The organism is Acutalibacter muris (assembly GCF_002201475.1).
Lineage (GTDB): Bacteria > Bacillota > Clostridia > Oscillospirales > Acutalibacteraceae > Acutalibacter > Acutalibacter muris.
Window position 1 is genome coordinate 55857 of record NZ_CP021422.1, and the last position, 18196, is coordinate 74052.

Here is an 18196-nt window from a genome sequence, read left to right on the forward strand (position 1 = left end):
TCTGCATATGGAGGGCCTGGAGCAACAGCTTAGTCAGATATTGTCCGACCCGGACAGCATGAAGCAGATACAGAGCATGATGAGCTCTCTGGGACTTGGCCAGCAGGCAGGGGGGGACACTACCGGAGCTCAGCCCGCAGCAGCTCCCCTTCCCCCTGCGCCGGCTCCCGCCCCAGCGCCGGATCTGTCCGCGCTTGCCGGAATGCTTGGGGCGCTGGGGGGTGCCAGTCCGGCACCCCAGGCGCAGTCCACCGCCCTTGCCGGGCCGGATACCATAGGCATGGTGGCAAAGCTTGCCCCCGTGCTCAGCCAGCTGAACCGGGAGGACGACTCCACCCGGCTGCTCATGGCCCTTCGCCCTCTGCTGGGCGAGGAGCGGCGAAGGAAGATAGACGAAGCGGTAAAAATATTGCAGCTGATGCGATTGCTGCCAATGCTTCGGGATATGGGCGGCCTGCCCGGGCTGATGCCGGGGCTGGGCATATAAGGAGGTGGAGCCATGCCGGAGATGGATATGCGGCGTATGCAGGAGGAGGCGGCCCGCAGGGCCCGAGAGATGCAGTCCAGGGCAAGGCCGGGCAGGCAGCGGCCTGTAAACCAGCCGGCGCCCGAGCGGCCTGTCCAAGAGGAGAAGCCCTCCGGGCAGCCCGAGCCGCCCGCCCCTGAGCCCATAGCGCAGCCTGTAGCTGTTCCGCCGGCTTCGCCCCCGCCAAGCCTTCTGGAGGAATTATTTAAGGACCGGGAGCGGACCATGCTGCTGGCTCTGCTGCTCATGCTTGGGGGCGAGGAGGGGAACAACGAGCTGATGTTTGCCCTGCTGTTCCTGCTGATGTAGACTAAAGGCGCTGATAAAAAGCGCCTTTTTCTATTAGTAAATGGTCCCGCCGCCTATGACGGTATCACAGTCATAGAGCACCACGGCCTGGCCCCGGGTCACGGCCCGCTGGGGCTTATCAAAGCGCACCTCCATTTCCTCCGGCCCGGTCTGCACCACCGTGGCAGGCTGTTCCTTATGCCTATAGCGTATCTTCGCCGTGACCCGCATAGGCGACGGTATACTGTCCACGGCGATGAGGTTCAGATCCCGGGCCGTGAGCCTGTCCGAAAACAGCTCCGCTTCTTCCCCGAGAAGGACCCGGTTATTGTCCGGGTCTATCCCGCATACATACATGGGCTGGGGAAAGGAGAGGCCCAGGCCCTTGCGCTGGCCGACGGTGTACCGTATTATGCCCCTGTGACTGCCGTATACCTGCCCCGCAGTGCCCACAAAGTCCCCGGGCTCCGCCGGGGTATTTGTATACTGCTCGATAAACCTGGCGTAATCCCCGTCGGGCACAAAGCATATGTCCTGACTCTCCTGCCGGTGGGCGTTTATGAACCCGGCCTCCTCCGCAAGCCGGCGCACCTGGGCCTTTGTAAGCCCGCCAAGGGGCAGCAGAAGGTGTGAAAGCTGGTCCTGGGTAAGATTATACAGAAAGTAGCTCTGATCCTTGTCTTCGTCCAGACCCTTTTTCAAAAGCCATCTCCCGGAGCGCTCCACCCGGGCATAGTGCCCTGTGGCCACATGAGAGCAGTCTGTCTCGGCCGCCCGGCGAAAGAGCTTGCCAAGCTTTATATAGCGGTTGCAGCTGATACAGGGGTTTGGGGTCTCGCCCTTCTGATAGGCCGTTATGAACCGTTCCAGCACCTCCCGCCGGAAATCCTCGGAGAAGTTGAACACATAGAAGGGCATACCGAGCCCCATGGCAACGCTTCGGGCGGTCTCGGCGCTCTCTAAAGAGCAGCAGGCCTTTTCCCCCCGGAGCCCCTCTTTGTCCTCCCCGCCGGGGAACAGCTTTAAAAGCACCCCCATGCCCTCATACCCCTGCCGCTTGAGTAGCAGGGCCGCCACAGAGGAGTCCACCCCGCCGCTCATGGCCACAAGCACCCGGGAACCGTTATCTGCGCTCATAGGGCTGAAATGTCCAGGCCCAGGCTGTTTTCCCGGAAGAATTCCCGGAGCTTGCCCCTGATGGTCTCCACGCCGCCCACAGCGTCGCTCTCGAGGTTCACCGGCAGTATGGGGTCGTGGACCGATAGTCGAACCAGAAACCAGCCCTGGCCCTCGCCCTTAGGGAAGGAGACCCGGAGCCCCTCGCGGTTGTCCGGGGCTATCCGCCATCCCTTGGCAACGGCGCAGGCTTCAAGGCTTTGGATAAGCTCCTGCCCCCGGGCCCGGAAATCTTTTTCGAGTATCGGTATCCGCACCTCGAGAGTTTCGGCGGGCTCCCGCAGGCCGCTCAGCATATCCTCCAGCTCTCCGCCCTCCCGGCGCAGCTTCACAAGCTTAACGATTATCTTCGTCACCAGATATGCCCCGTCGTCCAGAAAGTAGTTCTCCCGAAGGGCCGCATGGCCGCTGGTCTCGATGGCCAGGGGACAGTCCACGCCCTCCTTATTCAGCCGCAGGGCCTCGTTTATCACGTTTTTATACCCCCGCCGGAACCGATGGTGCTTGCCTCCCAGGGCGTCCTCTATATACTCTTTTAGGCCGTCGGAGGTGATGGAGTCGGTGACCACCGTGCCGCCGGGGGAGTCCTCCAGCGCTATGGCCGCGGCCAGTGCCACCAGGCGGTTGCGGTTTATCTCCCGGCCATGGCGGTCCACCACCCCCGCCCGGTCAACGTCCGTGTCGAAGATTATGCCCAGGTCCGCCCCGGACTCGGTGACTGCCCGGGCGGCAAAGCCCATGGCCTCCTCGTTCTCCGGGTTGGGGATATGGTTGGGGAACCTGCCGTCCGGCTCCAGGAACCGGCTGCCGCTGATATCCGCGCCCAAAGGGGCCAGGACCTTCTCGGCATAGAAGCCCCCTGCGCCGTTGCCCGCGTCCACGGTGATATGGAAACCCGAAAGGGGCCTATGGTAGTCCGGGGCGTTTACCCCCTTCTCTATAAGCTCCCGCAGATGGGCGGCGTACCGCTCCATATGGTCCGACTCCTGCCAGCTGCCCCCGGAGGACCGCCCGGGACAGCTGCCCTCCTCCGCCAAGGAGAGCAGCTCTGTAAGGTCCGGGCTGTCCAGCCCGCCGTCCTTTGTGAAAAATTTAAGGCCGTTCCTGTGGAAGGGGTGGTGGCTGGCGGTTATCTGAATGGCGCAGTCGCAGGGTATGTCCAGCACCGCCATAAACATAGAGGGCGTGGAGGCCAGCCCGCAGTCGTAGCAGGTCACGCCGCAGGGGAGAAGCGCCTCTTTAAGGGCTGCGGCTATCCGGGGCCCAGAGAGCCTTGAATCCCTGCCCACCGCCAGCTTCAGCTGGTTTGCGGGTATATCCATATGCCTTTCGCACCAGACTAAGAAGGCCCGGGCAATATCAGCTACGGCATCATCGGTCAGCTGCACAGGCCCGTCCTCCGGGGTCTCAAGGGCCGTGCCCCGCACGTCCGTGCCGCTTTTAAGATACATGTAGTTCAATAAACTCACTCCTTTTACCGCTTGGCATTATATATGTTATTGTACCAGAAGCGGGGGAGATAATCAATCCTTTTTGCGCGGCCCGCGCCTTCCGCCGCACTTGACCGCCGCAGGGGGTTATGGTATAATCATCATATATTTTATCCGAGGGAGCTTTCGAAGCGGAGGTGTAAAGTCCTATGTGGGCATTTATAAAGAAGCAGGTGCTCTGGTTCATGGACCGCATAACCCGGGACCGGCTGGACTCCTCTGCGGCACACAGCGCCTTTTTCCTTATCACCTCCTTCCTGCCCTTTTTGGCGTTTCTTCTGACCCTTATGCAGAGGATACACTTCTCCTCTGGGGTCACCATGATAGAGGCGGCGCTGAACCTTCTGCCGGAGGCCTTCTCCGCAGCTTTGGGCGAGATAATCCCAAGCCCTATCGAGGCCTCCGGGGTGCTGCCGGTGGCGGTGATAGCGGCGGTCTGGTCCTCCTCTATGGGCATGGTGGCCATAATCAAGGGCCTTGACCATATCTACGAGGTGGAGCAGCCCAGGAACTATATACTGTTGCGCGCTATGGCCGTGGTATACGTGGTGGCGCTGGCGGTGGTGCTCATAGTGGCGGCGGTGCTGCTGGTGTTCGGCACCACCATCTACCGGGCCATTCAGGACCGCTGGCCCCTGGTGGCGGCCCTGTTAATAAACTTCAAGTCCCTGGTGAGCTTTGTAATGCTGTTTGTCTTCTTCGCCCTGCTGTACAGCTTTGTGCCCAGGCGGCGGGTGAAGCTCAGGCATAACCTTTTGGGGGCCGTTTTTGGCGCCGGCGGCTGGGTACTGTTCTCATACTTCTTCTCCCTGTTTGTGGAGAACTTCTCAAACTTTTCCATCTACGGCAGCCTTGCCACGCTGGTCATAATGATGTTCTGGCTGTTTTTCTGTATGTATATTCTGTTCCTTGGGGGCGAGGTCAGTATGTGGCTGGAGCGGAGCGGCGTGAGAGAGGACATAAAGGCCCTTTTGCGGGGCAGGCCCAAGCGCTATAAAATAAGGCGGCCGCAGACAAAGGCCACAGTGGAAAAGGAGGAGACAGAATGACGGAGCTTTGGGACATATACGACGGAAACGGAAACCTTACGGGCCGCACCCAGGAGCGGGGCGACCTCCAGACCCCCGGGGACTACCACCTGGCGGTGACCATCACGGTGGTGAACAGCAAAAAAGAAGTTCTCTGTACCCTAAGGAGCATGGAGAAAAGCGTTTACCCCGGAGTATGGGAGAATCCCGGAGGCGGGGTCCTCTCGGGGGAGACGAGCCTTGAGGCCGCCGTGCGGGAGCTTCTGGAGGAGACTGGTATAAGCGCCAGGCCCCAGGAGATGGTATTTCTGGCCCGCCGTAAGGCCGAGGATTTCTTTATGGACGTATACGGCCTTAAAAGGGACGTTTCTGCGGACGAGCTGACGCTCCAGCCCCACGAGGTGGACAGGGCCGAATGGGTCCCCATAGACGAGTGGGAGCAAAAGGCAAGGTCCCGGGAGATACTTGCCGGGGAGTATACGGACGAGTTTTTTGCCGCGGTGCGCGGACTGGTAAAATAGAGGAGGGCAAGATAATGGCAGTGAAAGTTGGGATGATAAGCCTGGGCTGCGCCAAGAACCAGGTGGACGGCGAGCTGCTTATGGCGAAGCTGAAAGCGGCGGGATATGAGCTGGTGGAGGACGTGGCCATGGCCGATGTGGCGATCGTCAATACCTGCGGCTTTATCGAGAGCGCCAAGAAGGAGTCCATCGACGAGATATTGGAGCTGGGACTCTTGAAGAAGGAGGGGCGCATAAAGAAGCTTGTGGCAACAGGCTGTCTCTCGGAGCGCTATCAAGGAGAGATAAGGGGGGAGCTGCCGGAGCTGGACGGTGTGCTGGGCATCGGGGCAAACGAGGACCCGGCAAGGTACATAAGGGAGCTGCTGGAATCCGGGCCGGTGGAGTCCTTCCCGGAGAAGGAGAGACTGCCTCTCAGCGGGGACAGGGAGCTGACCACCCCCAGCTGGACGGCCTACTTAAAGATAGCCGAGGGCTGCGACAACCGCTGCTCCTACTGCGCGATACCCTATATCCGGGGCGGCTACCGCAGCAGGACCATGGAGGACATAGAGCAGGAGGCCAGGGCTTTAGCCCGAAACGGCGCGAAGGAGCTGGTGCTTATCGCCCAGGACACCACGCGCTATGGCATAGACCTATATGGAGAGTATACCCTTGCGAAGCTCTTGAAACGTCTTTGCAAGATTGAGGGCATAAAGTGGCTCCGTGTGCTGTACTGCTACCCCGACGCCATAACTGACGGGCTTTTGGAGGTGATGGCGGAGGAGGAAAAGGTGCTGCCATATATCGACCTGCCGCTTCAGCACTGCTCGGGCAGGGTGCTGAGGGCCATGAACCGCCGAGGGGACAGGGAATCCCTGGAGGGGCTTATTGAGAGGATACGCGCAAAGGTCCCCGGCGTTATACTGCGCACCACCCTGATAACCGGCTTTCCCGGCGAGACCGAGGAGGATTTCACAGAGCTTTCGGAGTTTGTAAAAACCGTAAAGTTTGACCGGCTGGGCTGCTTCACCTACTCCCAGGAGGAGGGCACCCCGGCGGCGGAGCTGCCGGACCAGCTGGACCAGGAGGAGAAGGAGCGCAGGGCCGGCATCATAATGGAGCAGCAGATGGACATAGCCGAGGAGAAGGGCGGCGCCCTTATAGGCAGGACCCTTCTGGTGCTTGTAGAGGGCTATGACCGCTACGCAGAGTGCTGGTTTGGCCGCTCCTATATGGACGCGCCGGACGTGGACGGAAGGGTATTCTTCACCATTGAGGGAAAGCGCCCCACTCTCGGGAGCTTTGTGCAGGTAAAGGTAGAGGACTGCATGGACGGCGACCTTATGGGCTCTTTGGAGATGAACGTCTAAACTGAAAGGAGACGGCGGCATGAAAATGAACCTTCCCAACAAGCTGACCCTGTTAAGGTGCGCCATGGTGCCCTTCTTCATGGTGTTCGCGGCCCTTACCAGGTTTGGAACCCCGGAGTTTAGCCGGGTCTACAGCCTTATCGCCGGGGTGATTTTTGCCCTGGCAAGCATAACCGACCTGTTGGACGGTAAGATAGCCCGGAAGTACCACCTTGAGACGGACTTCGGCAAATTTGCAGACCCTCTGGCGGACAAGATGCTCACCACCGCTGCGTTCATCTATATGGTGGTGGACGGTGTATGCAGCCCCATAGTCTTGGCTCTGACCCTCTTCAGGGAGTTCGCCGTGGCGGGCATACGCATGGTGGCCGCCTCAAAAAGCCGGGTGATAGCGGCAAATATGTGGGGCAAGGTGAAGACCGTGCTTCAAATGTCCACTATACTTATATATTATACTCTTACGGCTATTGCCAGCGGCTCTGACGCTATGGCAGTCTCCCTGATAACCCAGGTGCTCTGCTGGGCGGTGGCTGTGGTGACGGTGATATCCGGGGTCATCTATATCAAGGACAACATTGAGGCAATCAAATAGGCAGCCGTTTTATGTTGGTAGAGGAATGTGGAAAACTCAGTGGAAAATGTTGATAACCCTTTATTTTACCGGCTTTATCCAGGTTGAAAACCGATTTAGACCCCAAATATTATGTAAATGTGGTGAATATATTTCCATTCTATGAACTCATATGAGGAGGTCACATAATGCGAGAGGACATATGTTCAATTCCCGTAAACGAAGTGTTCGAGCCCAAGGACGGCTGTCCCTTCTGCCGGATGCGCGATATGCTGGAGGACCGCATGGCTACCTATATCACGGGCGCTGCCATGATGGAGCCCGATGTGCGAATAGAGACCAACCGGCTGGGCTTCTGCTCTGAGCACTTTAACCAGATACTTGCCCGGGGCAGCAGGCTTTCCGTGGCCCTTATTTTGGAAAGCCTTTTGGCCGAGGTAAAGGGGCAGGTATTCCCCGAGGGCAAGGCAGTTCCCAAAACGATAGCCGCCGCCGTACACAGCCGGGAGGATAACTGCTTTATCTGCGCCAATATCAAGGACAGTATGCGCCACCTTTTGGAGAGCACCCTGGCCCTATGGCAGAACGAGCAGGAGTTTAGGGACTTGTACGCTGCCCAACAATATATCTGTCTGCCCCACTATGGGCTGGTGATGGCGGCGGCGGGGAAGATGCCCAAGAAGAATTTTGTGCCCTTCGAGGCCGAGACCACCCGCCTTGCGAAGGCCTATCTTGAGGAGCTCAGCGGCGACGTGACCCACTTCTGCCGTATGTTTGATTACCGCAACGCCGGCGGCGACTGGGGTAATTCCAAGGACGCCATAGAACGGGCTATGACCTGGCTCACCTCTCGGGCCCCCACTGCCCAACAGGACTCCGGGGAGAAGAACCGATGAGCGGCGTACAGATACCGGCGGAGTTTGACCTGCCCCAGACCCTGGACTGCGGTCAGGCTTTCCGCTGGAGGCCGACCCCGGAGGATTCTGAAACCTGGTGCGGCGCGGCCTATGGGAGATATCTGACCCTGCGGAGGGTGGGGAACCAGTTGGAGCTGGACTGTTCCCAGGGGGATATGGACGGCGTTTGGCGCGCCTATTTCGACCTTTCCGAGGACTATGCCCGGATCCGAGGGGAGCTCTCCGACCTGAGCCCTGTGCTCAAGGAGGCCGCGGAGTTTGCCCCTGGCATACGCATACTGCGCCAGGAGCCCTGGGAGGCACTGTGCTCGTTTATCATGTCTCAGAACAACAATATCAGTCGTATCAAGGGCCTGGTAAACAACTTCTGCCGTATGTTCGGCGGGAAGATACCCGGCACGGATATGCGCTCCTTCCCTGGGCCGGAGACTGTGGCGGCATTGTCGTTAGAGGACCTGGAGCCCCTTCGCTCCGGCTACCGCGCGCCCTACATACTGGACGCGGCCAGAAAGGTCGTGGAGGGTGAGATTGATCTTCAGCGTATCGTGCGCGAGCCCACCGGGTATGGCCGGGAGGAATTGCGAAAGATAAAGGGAGTGGGCCCAAAGGTGGCGGAATGTGCGCTTCTATATGGATTTCATAAAACTGAGTGTTTTCCCATGGACGTGTGGATGAAGCGGGCCATGGCCCAGCTGCTGCCAGGGATGGCCCCGGAGGATTTTGGCCCCAATGCAGGGCTTGCGCAGCAGTATATATTCCACTACAGCCGGAGGCACCCGGAGCTGTTCCTGTGAAAGTTTAACCCCCGAGGTAACTCGGGGGTTATTTTGTGAAGTATATTTATGGCCTTCGTGCGCACAGGGCGCGCACTACGGCAAGACCGTGGGGCTCTGCCCCACACCCTGCCGCCTTTGAAAAGGCGGGCGAAACTTTTTCCTTAGCTTTTTATCTGCGGTCGTGGTCCCTTCTGGGCGGCCTGCGGTCATGGTCATGGTCGCGTCTGGGCGGCCTGTCCGCGCTGATATCGTTCTCGGGCACCGCGCCGTCCAAGTCGATAAGCGCGTCCCTTCTGGATAGGTTCAGCCGGCCCTTATCATCTATCTCCAGTACCTTTACCTTTACCACGTCGCCCACGTTCACCACGTCCGTAACCTTCTCTGTGCGCCGGATATCCAGCCTTGAGATATGCACAAGGCCCTCTTTGCCCGGGGCTATCTCCACAAAGGCGCCGAAGTCCATCAGCCTTGTGACCCGGCCGTTATAGTAGCTGCCCGGTTCCGGGTCGTTGACGATGGTGTCCACAATGTCCATGGCCCGGCGGCACTTCTCAAGGTCAATGCCGGTGATGAACACATGGCCGTCCTCCTCCACGTCCATGGTGATCTCGCACTCGGCGCAGATCTTCTGTATGACTTTGCCGCCTGTGCCGATGACCTCTCGGATTTTGTCGACGGGTATCTGCATAGAAAGCATCTTAGGCGCATAGGGCGACAGCTCGGGCCGCACCTCTGGTATGGCCTTGAGCATTATCTCGTCTATGATATAGTTCCTGGCCTTATGGGTCTTCTCCAGGGCCTCCTTCACCATCTCAGGCAGCAGGCCGGATATCTTCAGGTCCATCTGTATGGCGGTTATGCCCTTCTTGGTGCCGCCCACCTTAAAGTCCATGTCCCCGAAGAAGTCCTCAACCCCCTGGATGTCCACCATGGTCATCCAGCGGTCCCCCTCGGTGATAAGGCCGCAGGAGATACCCGCCACAGGGGCCTTGATGGGCACGCCCGCGTCCATCAAGGCCAGGGTCGAGCCGCAGATGGAGGCCTGTGACGTTGAGCCGTTGGAGCTGAGCACCTCGGACACCAGTCGGAGGGTATAGGGGAACTCGTCCATCCCCGGCACCACTGGTACCAGAGCCCGCTCTGCGAGAGCTCCGTGGCCTATCTCACGCCGTCCCGGGCCTCGACTGGGCCGGGTCTCGCCCACGGAGTAGGAGGGGAAATTATAGTGATGGATATAGCGCTTGCTCTCCTCCTCGTCTATGCCGTCCAGAAGCTGGTTGTCCCTTATGGAGCCCAAAGTCGCCACGGTGAGCACCTGGGTTTGGCCCCTTGTGAACATACCGGAGCCGTGGGTCCTGGGCAGCAGTCCGACCTCTGCCGCCAGGGGCCGCATCTCGTCCATGCCGCGGCCGTCCACCCGCTTCTGCTCGTCTAAAAGCCAGCGGCGCACCACGTACTTCTGGGTCTTATACATGCACTCGTCTATCTTCGCCTCCTGCTCCGGGTACTCCGGGTCAAAGCGTTCGTGCACTTTCTCGTATATGGGGCGCAGCCTTGCGTCCCTTATGGTCTTGTCGTCGGTGTCCATGGCGGCGCGCACGTCGTCCTCGGCAAAGGCCTTGATGGCCTCGAACATCTCCGGCTCGGGCTCGTTGCTGGGGTACTCGAACTTCTCCTTGCCTATCTCAGCCTGTATGCCCTTTATAAACTCCAGAATATGCTGGTTCGCCTCGTGTCCGGCCATAATGCCGTTGTACATATCCTCGTCGGAGACTTCATTGGCCCCGGCCTCTATCATGGCTATACGCTCGGTGGTGGAGGCGACTGTCACCGCCATCTGGGAAAGCTTGCGCTGCTCAGCGTCGGGGTTGATGATGAACTGGCCGTCGATAAGCCCCACAGACACGCCGGATATGGGCCCGCTCCAGGGGATATCTGAAATGGTCAGGGCGATGGAGGTGCCCACCAGGGCGGCGATCTCCGGGGAACAGTCCTGGTCTACGGACATGACGGTGCAGACGATAGCAACGTCGTTGCGCATATCCTTGGGGAACAGGGGGCGTATGGGCCTGTCTATCATGCGGCATACCAGAGTGGCCTTCTCGCTGGGGCGGCCCTCCCTTTTGAGGAACGAGCCCGGTATCTTGCCCACGGAGTAGAGTTTTTCCTCGAAGTCCACTGAAAGTGGGAAGAAGTCGATGCCGTCACGGGGCTTCGCGGAGGCGGTGGCGGCCACGTGCACGACGGTGTCGCCATATCGCACCAGGCACTCACCGTTTGCAAGCTGGGCCATCTTGCCGGTCTCTATCACCAGGGGGCGCCCGGCAAAGTCGGTCTCATAGCGTTTAAAGTTCTCAAACATAATTTACCCTTTCTCCCCTTCTCTCAAATAAAGGGGCAGTTTCTTTTTGCCGCGGCCCTGTTTGACAAACAGGCCCTCCGCCGCAGCGGGGAGTCTGTTTGTAAAACAGGTGCCTGGCGGCACTTTTTTATCCCTGATATGAACGAACAACGGCGGCAAAGCCCGAGAGCCCGCCGCCGCCCCCGCTCAAAGTTCAGGACAGATGTCGCGTTCTTATTTACGGATGCCCAGTTCGGCGATGATGCTGCGGTAGCGCTCGATATCTATCTTGATGAGATAGTTCAGAAGGCTCCTGCGCTGGCCGACCATCTTCAACAGGCCCCGGCGGGAGTGGTGGTCCTTCTGGTTCGAGCGCAGGTGCTCGGTAAGGTCGTTTATACGCTTTGTGAGCACGGCAATCTGTACCTCGGGGGAGCCGGTGTCGCCCTCGTGCCGGGCGTACTTCTGGATAATTTCGGTCTTCTCTGCTTTGGTCATTTCTATCACCTTTTCTACAATTATTCGCCCCACCCACAGGCTACGGCGGCCCAGCCAATGGCTGCGGCAGGTGAAGCCGGTATCCGAGGGAAGGGTACTCATGATATTTTAGCACACTCTACCGGGTTTGTAAAGCCTGACTTTTGGGGCTTTAGAAAAATATTCTCAGGCGGTCTTTACCTCCTCCATATCCAGCCGCGCCCGCCCGTCCTTCGGGTTCAGGAGCACCAGCCGGCCGCTTAGCCAGGCGTATTCTGGCAGCCGGGACATGAGGTTTCTCAGCATACATATCAGCAGGGGGTGCAGCGCCCGGTCCTGGGGGCTGTTCATCACATAGCTGCGCCGGAGCTTCTTCTCAAGCTCCTCCCGGTGCCGCTCTATTTCCGGCAGAGCCAGCTCCAGTGGCATTTCCGAAAGGCAGAGCCAGAAGTACCAGAGGGGGAACCAGGGGCGCTTTTTATCGTCCGCGTGGCGGTTATAGTTCTCTATGCGGCCTTTTATCCACTCCCTGTCCTCCGGCGCGGCGGCACAGAGAAAGCGCAGAACTATCAAAGATGCGTCGAAGCACTCGCCCACGCCGTCGTCCTCCCAGCCGAAGCAGGTGGACCTCAGGCGCTCCAGGGTCGCGTCCCGCATAAAGACCACCCGGGGGTCCTCCGGGGCCAGCAAACACAGCACCCGCAGTATCTCCAGTTCGTACATGTTCCCGGCCAGTATCTTTGTCTTTGGTATCTGGGCCATAAGGCTTTGGAGCTTCACGCCCTGCGGGGGAATGTAGAATACCGGATACATCGCGCGGCTGCCTGTGGGCATGGCGGGGTCCGTCTCCGCCGCCTCAAGCAGCTCTCCCACGATAGCCTCACGCTCATTTTCAGCAATATTTTCACCCTTTATCATCCGATAGTTTGTCTCTATAGCGGTGCGGTATGCGCTCATAATTATTTCCTCCTTATGGGGTGCCGTATAACTGTCCTCCACTTCTCCGGCGAAGTCTTGCGCGGGTCGCTGAGATATATCTCATGGTGCCGCCTATCGCCCGCCATATCGTTCTCATAGCCGTTTTCGTCTATGTAAGCGTCCATGCGTGCCACCGGCTCCGGCTCGCTGTCATAGGACCCCAGATGGAGCATCTGCACGCATACCCCCTCGTCCAGGGCCAGCAGATACGCCTGGGAGCAGTCCAGCTTTTTCTTCTTCTCAGCGGCACTAACGGCCCAGGCGAAGTCCTCCTCCCGCACAAAATCCGGCAGCCGTATCGCCGAGGTCCAGAGGAGAGAGGACTTGTCGCTGTAGTCAAAACCCTTGACTCCCGGCTGCACCCAAAAGCCCTCAAGGGGCGGCACCACGTACTCGTAAAAGCCGGGTATTTTATAGTCTGTCTTATAGCTCATCTTAAGCGTGTAAGAGACTGCGTACAGCACCTCCAGTGCCCGCTTGTACTCGCCGCCCTCCTCGTTGGGGTCGCCCCGGCCGTCCACAGCGACGAAATTCATGGGCGGAACTGTGACTATTTCGGGCGTTTTCGGGGGCAAATAGAGCCGTTTTTGTTCCTTTTTGAAGTCAAATGGCATAAGATATTCTCCTCTAGTTTAGCCTGGCGGCGGCCAGGAATATTGCAGCCCGTAAGTACGGCTGTTCTGTGTTCCCAAAAGATAATTGAACCCCTCCTGAGACACTATTTTAAACCCGCACTTTTCATGGGTTTTCAGCGAAGCTTCATTATTTTTATGCACACAATCACAGAGCTTATATGGGCCGTCCTCCTTACGGCATCTGCCCGCGGCATTTCATGGTAGAATTCCATCGCGTTTTCTTTATTACTCTCCTGGTATATATCCATAAGCTGCCTTTGGTCAATGGCGTCAAAGACCGTTATTCTGCGCAGCATAGAGCCTCCCTTCATATTCCCAAAAGCGGCCTGAGATACTGCCCGGTATAGCTCCCCTCCACCAGGGCTACCTCTTCGGGAGTGCCCTGGGCCACTATGGTGCCGCCCCGGTTGCCCCCCTCGGGGCCCAGGTCGATGATGTGGTCGGCGGTCTTTATCAGGTCCAGGTTATGCTCTATGACCACCACGGAGTTGCCCTTGTCCACCAGCTGCTGCAATACCTCGATGAGCTTGTGCACGTCCGCGATGTGCAGGCCGGTGGTGGGCTCGTCCAGGATGTAGATGGTCTTGCCCGTGGGCCGGCGGGAGAGCTCCGTGGCCAGCTTCACCCGCTGGGCCTCGCCGCCGGAGAGGGTGGTGGCGGGCTGGCCTATCTTCACATAGCCCAGGCCCACGTCGAACAGGGTTTGGAGCTTGCGGTTCAGCTTCGGCAGGTCCCTGAAGAGGTCCAGGCCCTCCTCTACGGTCATCTCCAGCACGTCGTATATGCTCTTGCCTTTGTACTTCACCTCTAAGGTTTCCCGGTTGTACCTGTGGCCCTTGCACACCTCGCAGGGCACGTACACGTCCGGCAGAAAGTGCATCTCTATCCTTATGATGCCGTCCCCCTGGCAGGCCTCGCAGCGGCCCCCCTTTACGTTAAAGCTGAAGCGGCCCGGCCCAAAGCCCCGGAGCTTTGCCTCCTGGGTGCTGGCATAGAGGTCGCGGATGTCGTTAAACAGTCCCGTATAGGTGGCCGGGTTGGACCGAGGGGTGCGGCCGATAGGGGACTGGTCTATCTGTATCACCTTGTCCAGGTGCTCAAGGCCCCTTATCTCCTTATGGCTCCCCGCGAAGGTGTGGGCGCGGTTCAGCTCGGCCGCCAGCTTCTTATAGAGTATCTCGTTTATCAGAGAGGATTTCCCAGAGCCGGACACGCCGGTAATACACACCAACTCACCTAAAGGGAGCTTTACGTCCACGTTCCGGAGATTGTTCTGGCTGGCCCCCACTATCTCCAAAAACTTGCCGTTGCCCGAGCGGCGGGTCTCTGGTATCTCCACCTTTTTCTTGCCGCTCAGATACTGGCCTGTGATGGACTCCTTGCACTTCATGATGCCCTTTACCGGCCCGGAGTATATAACCTTCCCGCCATGCACTCCGGCCCCCGGGCCGATGTCCACGATATAGTCAGCCTCCCGCATGGTCTCCTCGTCGTGCTCCACCACTATCACCGTGTTGCCCAGGTCCCGAAGGTGCTTTAAGGTGCCCAAAAGCTTGCTGTTGTCCCGCTGGTGCAGGCCTATGCTGGGCTCGTCCAGAATATACAGTACGCCCATCAGGGACGAGCCTATCTGTGTGGCAAGGCGTATGCGCTGGCTCTCGCCGCCGGACAGGGTCCCCGAGGACCGGGACAGGGTCAGGTATTCAAGGCCTACGCTCTGTAGAAAGCCCAGCCGGGACTTTATCTCCTTCACAATGGGCGCGGCGATGAGCTTTTCCCGTTCTGTGAGCTCCAGGGCCCCCACAAACTCCAAAGCTTCTGTAACGGACTTGTCGCAGAAGTCCGCGATATTCACCCCGCCCACGGTGACAGCCAGGCTCTCCGGGGACAGGCGCTTGCCGTGGCACTCGTCGCAGGGGACGGCGCTCATATAGGTCTCTATCTCGGCCTTTATCCAGTTGGAGGAGGTCTCCTTATAGCGGCGCTCCAGGTTGTTGATGACCCCCTCGAAGGCCGCCATATAGGAGCTGCCCTTGCCGTACTCGCCCATGCGGGTGAGCTTTATCTTCTCGCCTTTCGTGCCGTAGAGCAGCACGTCCACTATCTCGCTGGGCAGGTCGCCGATAGGAGTGTCCAGGGAGAACTTATAGTGCTCGGAAAGCCCCTGCATATACATGGTGGCGATGGTGCTGCCCTCCATGGCCCAGCCGCTGGCCTTGAGCCCGCCCTTGCGTATGGAAAGCTTCTTGTCCGGGAGGATCAGAGCCGGGTCTATGCGCATGAACACCCCAAGGCCAGTGCACTTCTTGCAGGCTCCGAAGGGGTTGTTGAAGGAGAACCTCCGGGGGGTAAGCTCGTCCACGCTGACCCCATGCTCCGGGCAGGCGTAGTTCTGGGAGAAGGTGATGTCCTCGCCGTCTATGACGTTCACTATCACCATGCCACCGGTGAGCCCCGAGGCCACCTCGAGGGAGTCCGCGAGGCGGGAGCGTATATCCTCCCGCACCACTAATCGGTCTACCACTATCTCAATGTTGTGCTTTTGGTTCTTGTTGAGCTGTATGGGCTCGCTAAGGTCGTATAACAGGCCGTCGACCCGGGCACGCACGAAGCCGCCGCGTCTTGCCGCGTCGAACTCCTTCACGTGCTCGCCCTTGCGCCCCCGGACCACCGGGGCCAGCACCTGCAATCTGGTCTTCTCCGGCAGGGCCAGCACCTGGTCCACTATCTGGTCTATAGTCTGCTGCTTTATCTCCCGGCCGCAGACGGGGCAGTGGGGTATGCCTATCCTCGCGTACAAAAGCCGCAGGTAGTCGTATATCTCCGTCACCGTCCCAACGGTGGAGCGTGGGTTTTTGGAGGTGGTCTTCTGGTCGATGGAAATGGCCGGGGACAGGCCGTCTATCTTGTCCACGTCCGGCTTTTCCATCTGCCCCAAGAACATCCGGGCGTAAGAGGACAGGCTTTCAACGTACCGCCTCTGGCCCTCGGCATATATGGTGTCGAAGGCCAGTGACGACTTGCCCGAGCCGGAAAGGCCCGTCAGCACCACTAACTTGTCCCGGGGGATGGTCACGTCTATGTTTTTAAGGTTGTGCTCCCGGGCCCCGCGGACTTCTATTTTGTCAAGGCTCATTTTATCTCATCCTTCCCATAAGGAAACTCATGCTCAGCTTTCGATTGGAACTCTTTTAAGAGGCATATCCTGCCGCTTTCGTCAAAATCAATGAGGGACACGCCGTCAAAGTCCGCCTCCCCGTCATAGTCACAGCGGAAATACCACTCCGCCGCCGTCCGGCCCCCCTGGTGCAGGAAGCCCTTTATCCTCCACTCAAGCACCCGGCCCTTTTGGTGCCAGTCCTCAAACCACCGTTTTACCTGCCCTATCCCCCGGTACTCCGGGCCGTAGCATTCGCTGTATATTATCCCCGGGGCGAAGATTTCCGGCAGCCTTTTCGGCGTGTTCTCCACCCAGCACTGGAAGTATTCTCTTATCAGCGCTTCCCTCTGTCCATATTTTTCCTGTTCCATTGCCTATTCCCCTCCAAACCCGTTGAACCATGCCCGTTCCTCAAAAGCCTTCTTCTTCGGCCCCGCGCCCGGCTTACCGGCGGCCCTGCCCACCGGCAGGAAGCATACTATACGGTACTCCTCCGGCACGCCCAATATTTCCGCCAGCTTCAGGTCTATCCTGTCCTCGTCCGTGATATGCCCCTCATACCAGCAGCTCTCATACCCCAGCGCCTTTATGGCCAGCAGCATATTCTCTATCGCCGCCGAGTAGTCCTGCACGCTGTAGCACCGGTCCCTATAGGCGATTATGTCCCGGGCAAGCACCAGTATGGCGGCGGGGGCCGTCTCCGCTATGGGCGGGTCGATAACGCCCTTAAGCCTTGAGAGCAGCTCCGGGTCGTCCACGGCTATAAGGCTGGTCGTCTGCTTATTGCACCCCGAGGGCGCGGCAAGGCCAGCCGCCATTATCCGGCAGAGGTCCTCCCGTGGGACAGGAGCGTTCTCATAGGGGCCCCGGTAGCTCCTCCTTGAAAGTATCAGTTCAAGTATGTCCATGCTTATCTCCTTATATTTTATTTTGGCCGATATCCGCGAGCCTGAGACCTGCGAGCCTCCCCAGCAGCTCAAGCTCCTGTGGGCCGGGATTTACGAACCGCAAAGCGGTGCGGCACACGTCCTCAAACTCCCTGCCGCAGATCATTCTATCAGTACCCCCATGACATGACCCACAGCCCTCGCAGATATTCACATGCTCCCGGCAAAGCTCCTTCTCCCGGTCATCCAGCGGCACGTCCTCAAACCATGGAGAGCCGCTGTCGTCCGTCCAGACCGTCAGCGGGGCGAATCTGGCCTCGGCCCCTGCACCGTTTATGAGCAGATAGAATACCGGCTCATTGAGGTACGATATCCTCCAGTAGTATTGCCCGGCCCAATAGCCGCCGCACCTCTCAAAGGCCGTCCCTTCCGCGCGCAGATAAGCCAGGAGCTTCAGCACACTCTCCTGAGTATCAGCCGGAAGTGTCTCGCGGATAAGGGTTTCCGAGGAAATATACCGCCCGAGAAATTCCTTCTTCGCCCGCGCTGTATGCTCCGCGACAAAATCCCCCTTCTGCCGGGTGTACCCGTCCCGGTCGTGCTCATACTCCCTCCAGAGCCCCAGCTTTAAATGCTCATACTCCTTCGCTATGTCCGGGTGCGCGTTGAGGTAGTCCCTAAAGTACAGCTCGTCGTGGTCGCCAATAAGCCTGAGGTGCAGGTGGAACACCCTCTCCGCAAAGCCGTCGGGGGTGTAGCCCTTGTTGAAGTCCGCCCTGTTTTCGCCCCGGGACATGCAGATATATCCCGCCGCTTTCAGCGCTTCGCCGGCAGTATTCAGCGCCCCCATGTCCGGGGCCTCTATCAAGATATCTACGATGGGCTTGGCCCATATGCCCTTTATGGCCGTACTGCCCACATGGTGCAGCTCATGGCCGGGCGGGAGTATTCCGCGAAGTATCCCCGCCTCCTCCTCATACCACTCTGCCCAGCAGTCCTGATGTTCCGTAAGGAATATGGGGAACAGTTCCCAGAGCTCCTCAATGGTCATTTCACTTAACTTTTTGCCCATT

At 58.8% G+C, this 18196-nt stretch carries 19 protein-coding genes; 8 read left to right on the forward strand and 11 right to left on the reverse strand.

Annotated features, from left to right (window positions below):
* Positions 1-7: 7 nt before the first annotated feature.
* Both ADH66_RS00230 and ADH66_RS00235 read left to right on the forward strand, forming a co-directional pair.
* Positions 8-487: a hypothetical protein gene (locus ADH66_RS00230; protein WP_066537209.1), complete on the forward strand. Its 480-nt coding sequence runs from the start codon at positions 8-10 to the stop codon at positions 485-487.
* Between the two features lie 12 nt (positions 488-499).
* The gene (locus tag ADH66_RS00235; protein WP_066537206.1) at positions 500-835 is read left to right on the forward strand and encodes a hypothetical protein; all 336 of its coding nucleotides are present in this window, start codon (positions 500-502) and stop codon (positions 833-835) included.
* 33 nt (positions 836-868) lie between these two features.
* On the opposite strand, the gene mnmA is transcribed toward ADH66_RS00235, so the two are convergent.
* Entirely contained in the window at positions 869-1951 is a 1083-nt protein-coding gene (gene mnmA / locus ADH66_RS00240) for a tRNA 2-thiouridine(34) synthase MnmA (protein ID WP_066537203.1), read from the reverse strand.
* Positions 1948-3441, reverse strand: a complete 1494-nt coding sequence (locus ADH66_RS00245) for a phosphohexomutase domain-containing protein (RefSeq protein ID WP_066541771.1) — start codon at positions 3439-3441, stop codon at positions 1948-1950. The genes mnmA and ADH66_RS00245 overlap by 4 nt, the downstream gene beginning before the upstream one ends.
* A gap of 188 nt (positions 3442-3629) precedes the next feature.
* Here ADH66_RS00245 and ADH66_RS00250 point away from each other — a divergent pair, with 188 nt between their 5' ends.
* From ADH66_RS00250 to ADH66_RS00275, 6 genes are all read left to right on the forward strand, one after another.
* A complete protein-coding gene (locus tag ADH66_RS00250) occupies positions 3630-4529 on the forward strand; it encodes a YihY/virulence factor BrkB family protein (RefSeq protein ID WP_066537193.1) in 900 nt (299 codons plus the stop codon).
* Positions 4526-5029, forward strand: a complete 504-nt coding sequence (locus tag ADH66_RS00255; protein ID WP_066537188.1) for an NUDIX hydrolase — start codon at positions 4526-4528, stop codon at positions 5027-5029. The genes ADH66_RS00250 and ADH66_RS00255 overlap by 4 nt, the downstream gene beginning before the upstream one ends.
* Positions 5030-5043: 14 nt before the next feature.
* Positions 5044-6381 (forward strand): 30S ribosomal protein S12 methylthiotransferase RimO, encoded by a 1338-nt coding sequence (gene rimO, locus ADH66_RS00260; RefSeq protein ID WP_066537185.1) that lies wholly within the window; start codon positions 5044-5046, stop codon positions 6379-6381.
* A 19-nt stretch (positions 6382-6400) separates the two neighbouring features.
* Positions 6401-6973 carry a CDP-diacylglycerol--glycerol-3-phosphate 3-phosphatidyltransferase gene (gene pgsA, locus ADH66_RS00265; RefSeq protein WP_407922906.1) on the forward strand — a complete coding sequence of 191 codons (573 nt, stop codon included), beginning with the start codon at positions 6401-6403 and terminating at the stop codon, positions 6971-6973.
* A gap of 167 nt (positions 6974-7140) precedes the next feature.
* The gene (locus ADH66_RS00270; RefSeq protein WP_066537182.1) at positions 7141-7848 is read left to right on the forward strand and encodes a DUF6062 family protein; all 708 of its coding nucleotides are present in this window, start codon (positions 7141-7143) and stop codon (positions 7846-7848) included.
* Complete coding sequence (locus ADH66_RS00275; RefSeq protein ID WP_066537179.1) at positions 7845-8663, forward strand: DNA-3-methyladenine glycosylase family protein; 819 nt, start codon at positions 7845-7847, stop codon at positions 8661-8663. The genes ADH66_RS00270 and ADH66_RS00275 overlap by 4 nt, the downstream gene beginning before the upstream one ends.
* A gap of 151 nt (positions 8664-8814) precedes the next feature.
* On the opposite strand, the gene ADH66_RS00280 is transcribed toward ADH66_RS00275, so the two are convergent.
* From ADH66_RS00280 to ADH66_RS00320, 9 genes are all read right to left on the reverse strand, one after another.
* Positions 8815-11007, reverse strand: coding sequence for a polyribonucleotide nucleotidyltransferase (locus tag ADH66_RS00280; RefSeq protein ID WP_066537176.1), 2193 nt, complete (start codon positions 11005-11007; stop codon positions 8815-8817).
* Between the two features lie 213 nt (positions 11008-11220).
* Complete coding sequence (gene rpsO, locus ADH66_RS00285; protein ID WP_084384606.1) at positions 11221-11484, reverse strand: 30S ribosomal protein S15; 264 nt, start codon at positions 11482-11484, stop codon at positions 11221-11223.
* Between the two features lie 165 nt (positions 11485-11649).
* Positions 11650-12420 (reverse strand): hypothetical protein, encoded by a 771-nt coding sequence (locus ADH66_RS00290; RefSeq protein WP_066537175.1) that lies wholly within the window; start codon positions 12418-12420, stop codon positions 11650-11652.
* 2 nt (positions 12421-12422) lie between these two features.
* Positions 12423-13055, reverse strand: a complete 633-nt coding sequence (locus ADH66_RS00295) for a GyrI-like domain-containing protein (protein ID WP_066537173.1) — start codon at positions 13053-13055, stop codon at positions 12423-12425.
* Positions 13056-13189: 134 nt separating this feature from the next.
* Positions 13190-13372, reverse strand: a complete 183-nt coding sequence (locus ADH66_RS00300; RefSeq protein WP_066537171.1) for a hypothetical protein — start codon at positions 13370-13372, stop codon at positions 13190-13192.
* Between the two features lie 11 nt (positions 13373-13383).
* Entirely contained in the window at positions 13384-16212 is a 2829-nt protein-coding gene (gene uvrA / locus ADH66_RS00305) for an excinuclease ABC subunit UvrA (RefSeq protein ID WP_066537169.1), read from the reverse strand.
* Positions 16209-16607, reverse strand: a complete 399-nt coding sequence (locus ADH66_RS00310) for a nuclear transport factor 2 family protein (RefSeq protein WP_066537166.1) — start codon at positions 16605-16607, stop codon at positions 16209-16211. Before ADH66_RS00310 ends, uvrA begins: the two co-directional genes overlap by 4 nt.
* Before the next feature lie 3 nt (positions 16608-16610).
* A complete protein-coding gene (locus ADH66_RS00315; protein ID WP_066537164.1) occupies positions 16611-17144 on the reverse strand; it encodes a nitroreductase family protein in 534 nt (177 codons plus the stop codon).
* 10 nt (positions 17145-17154) lie between these two features.
* On the reverse strand, positions 17155-18195 hold the full coding sequence (locus ADH66_RS00320) for a GrpB family protein (RefSeq protein ID WP_066537161.1): 1041 nt from the start codon (positions 18193-18195) through the stop codon (positions 17155-17157).
* Position 18196: the final 1 nt, after the last annotated feature.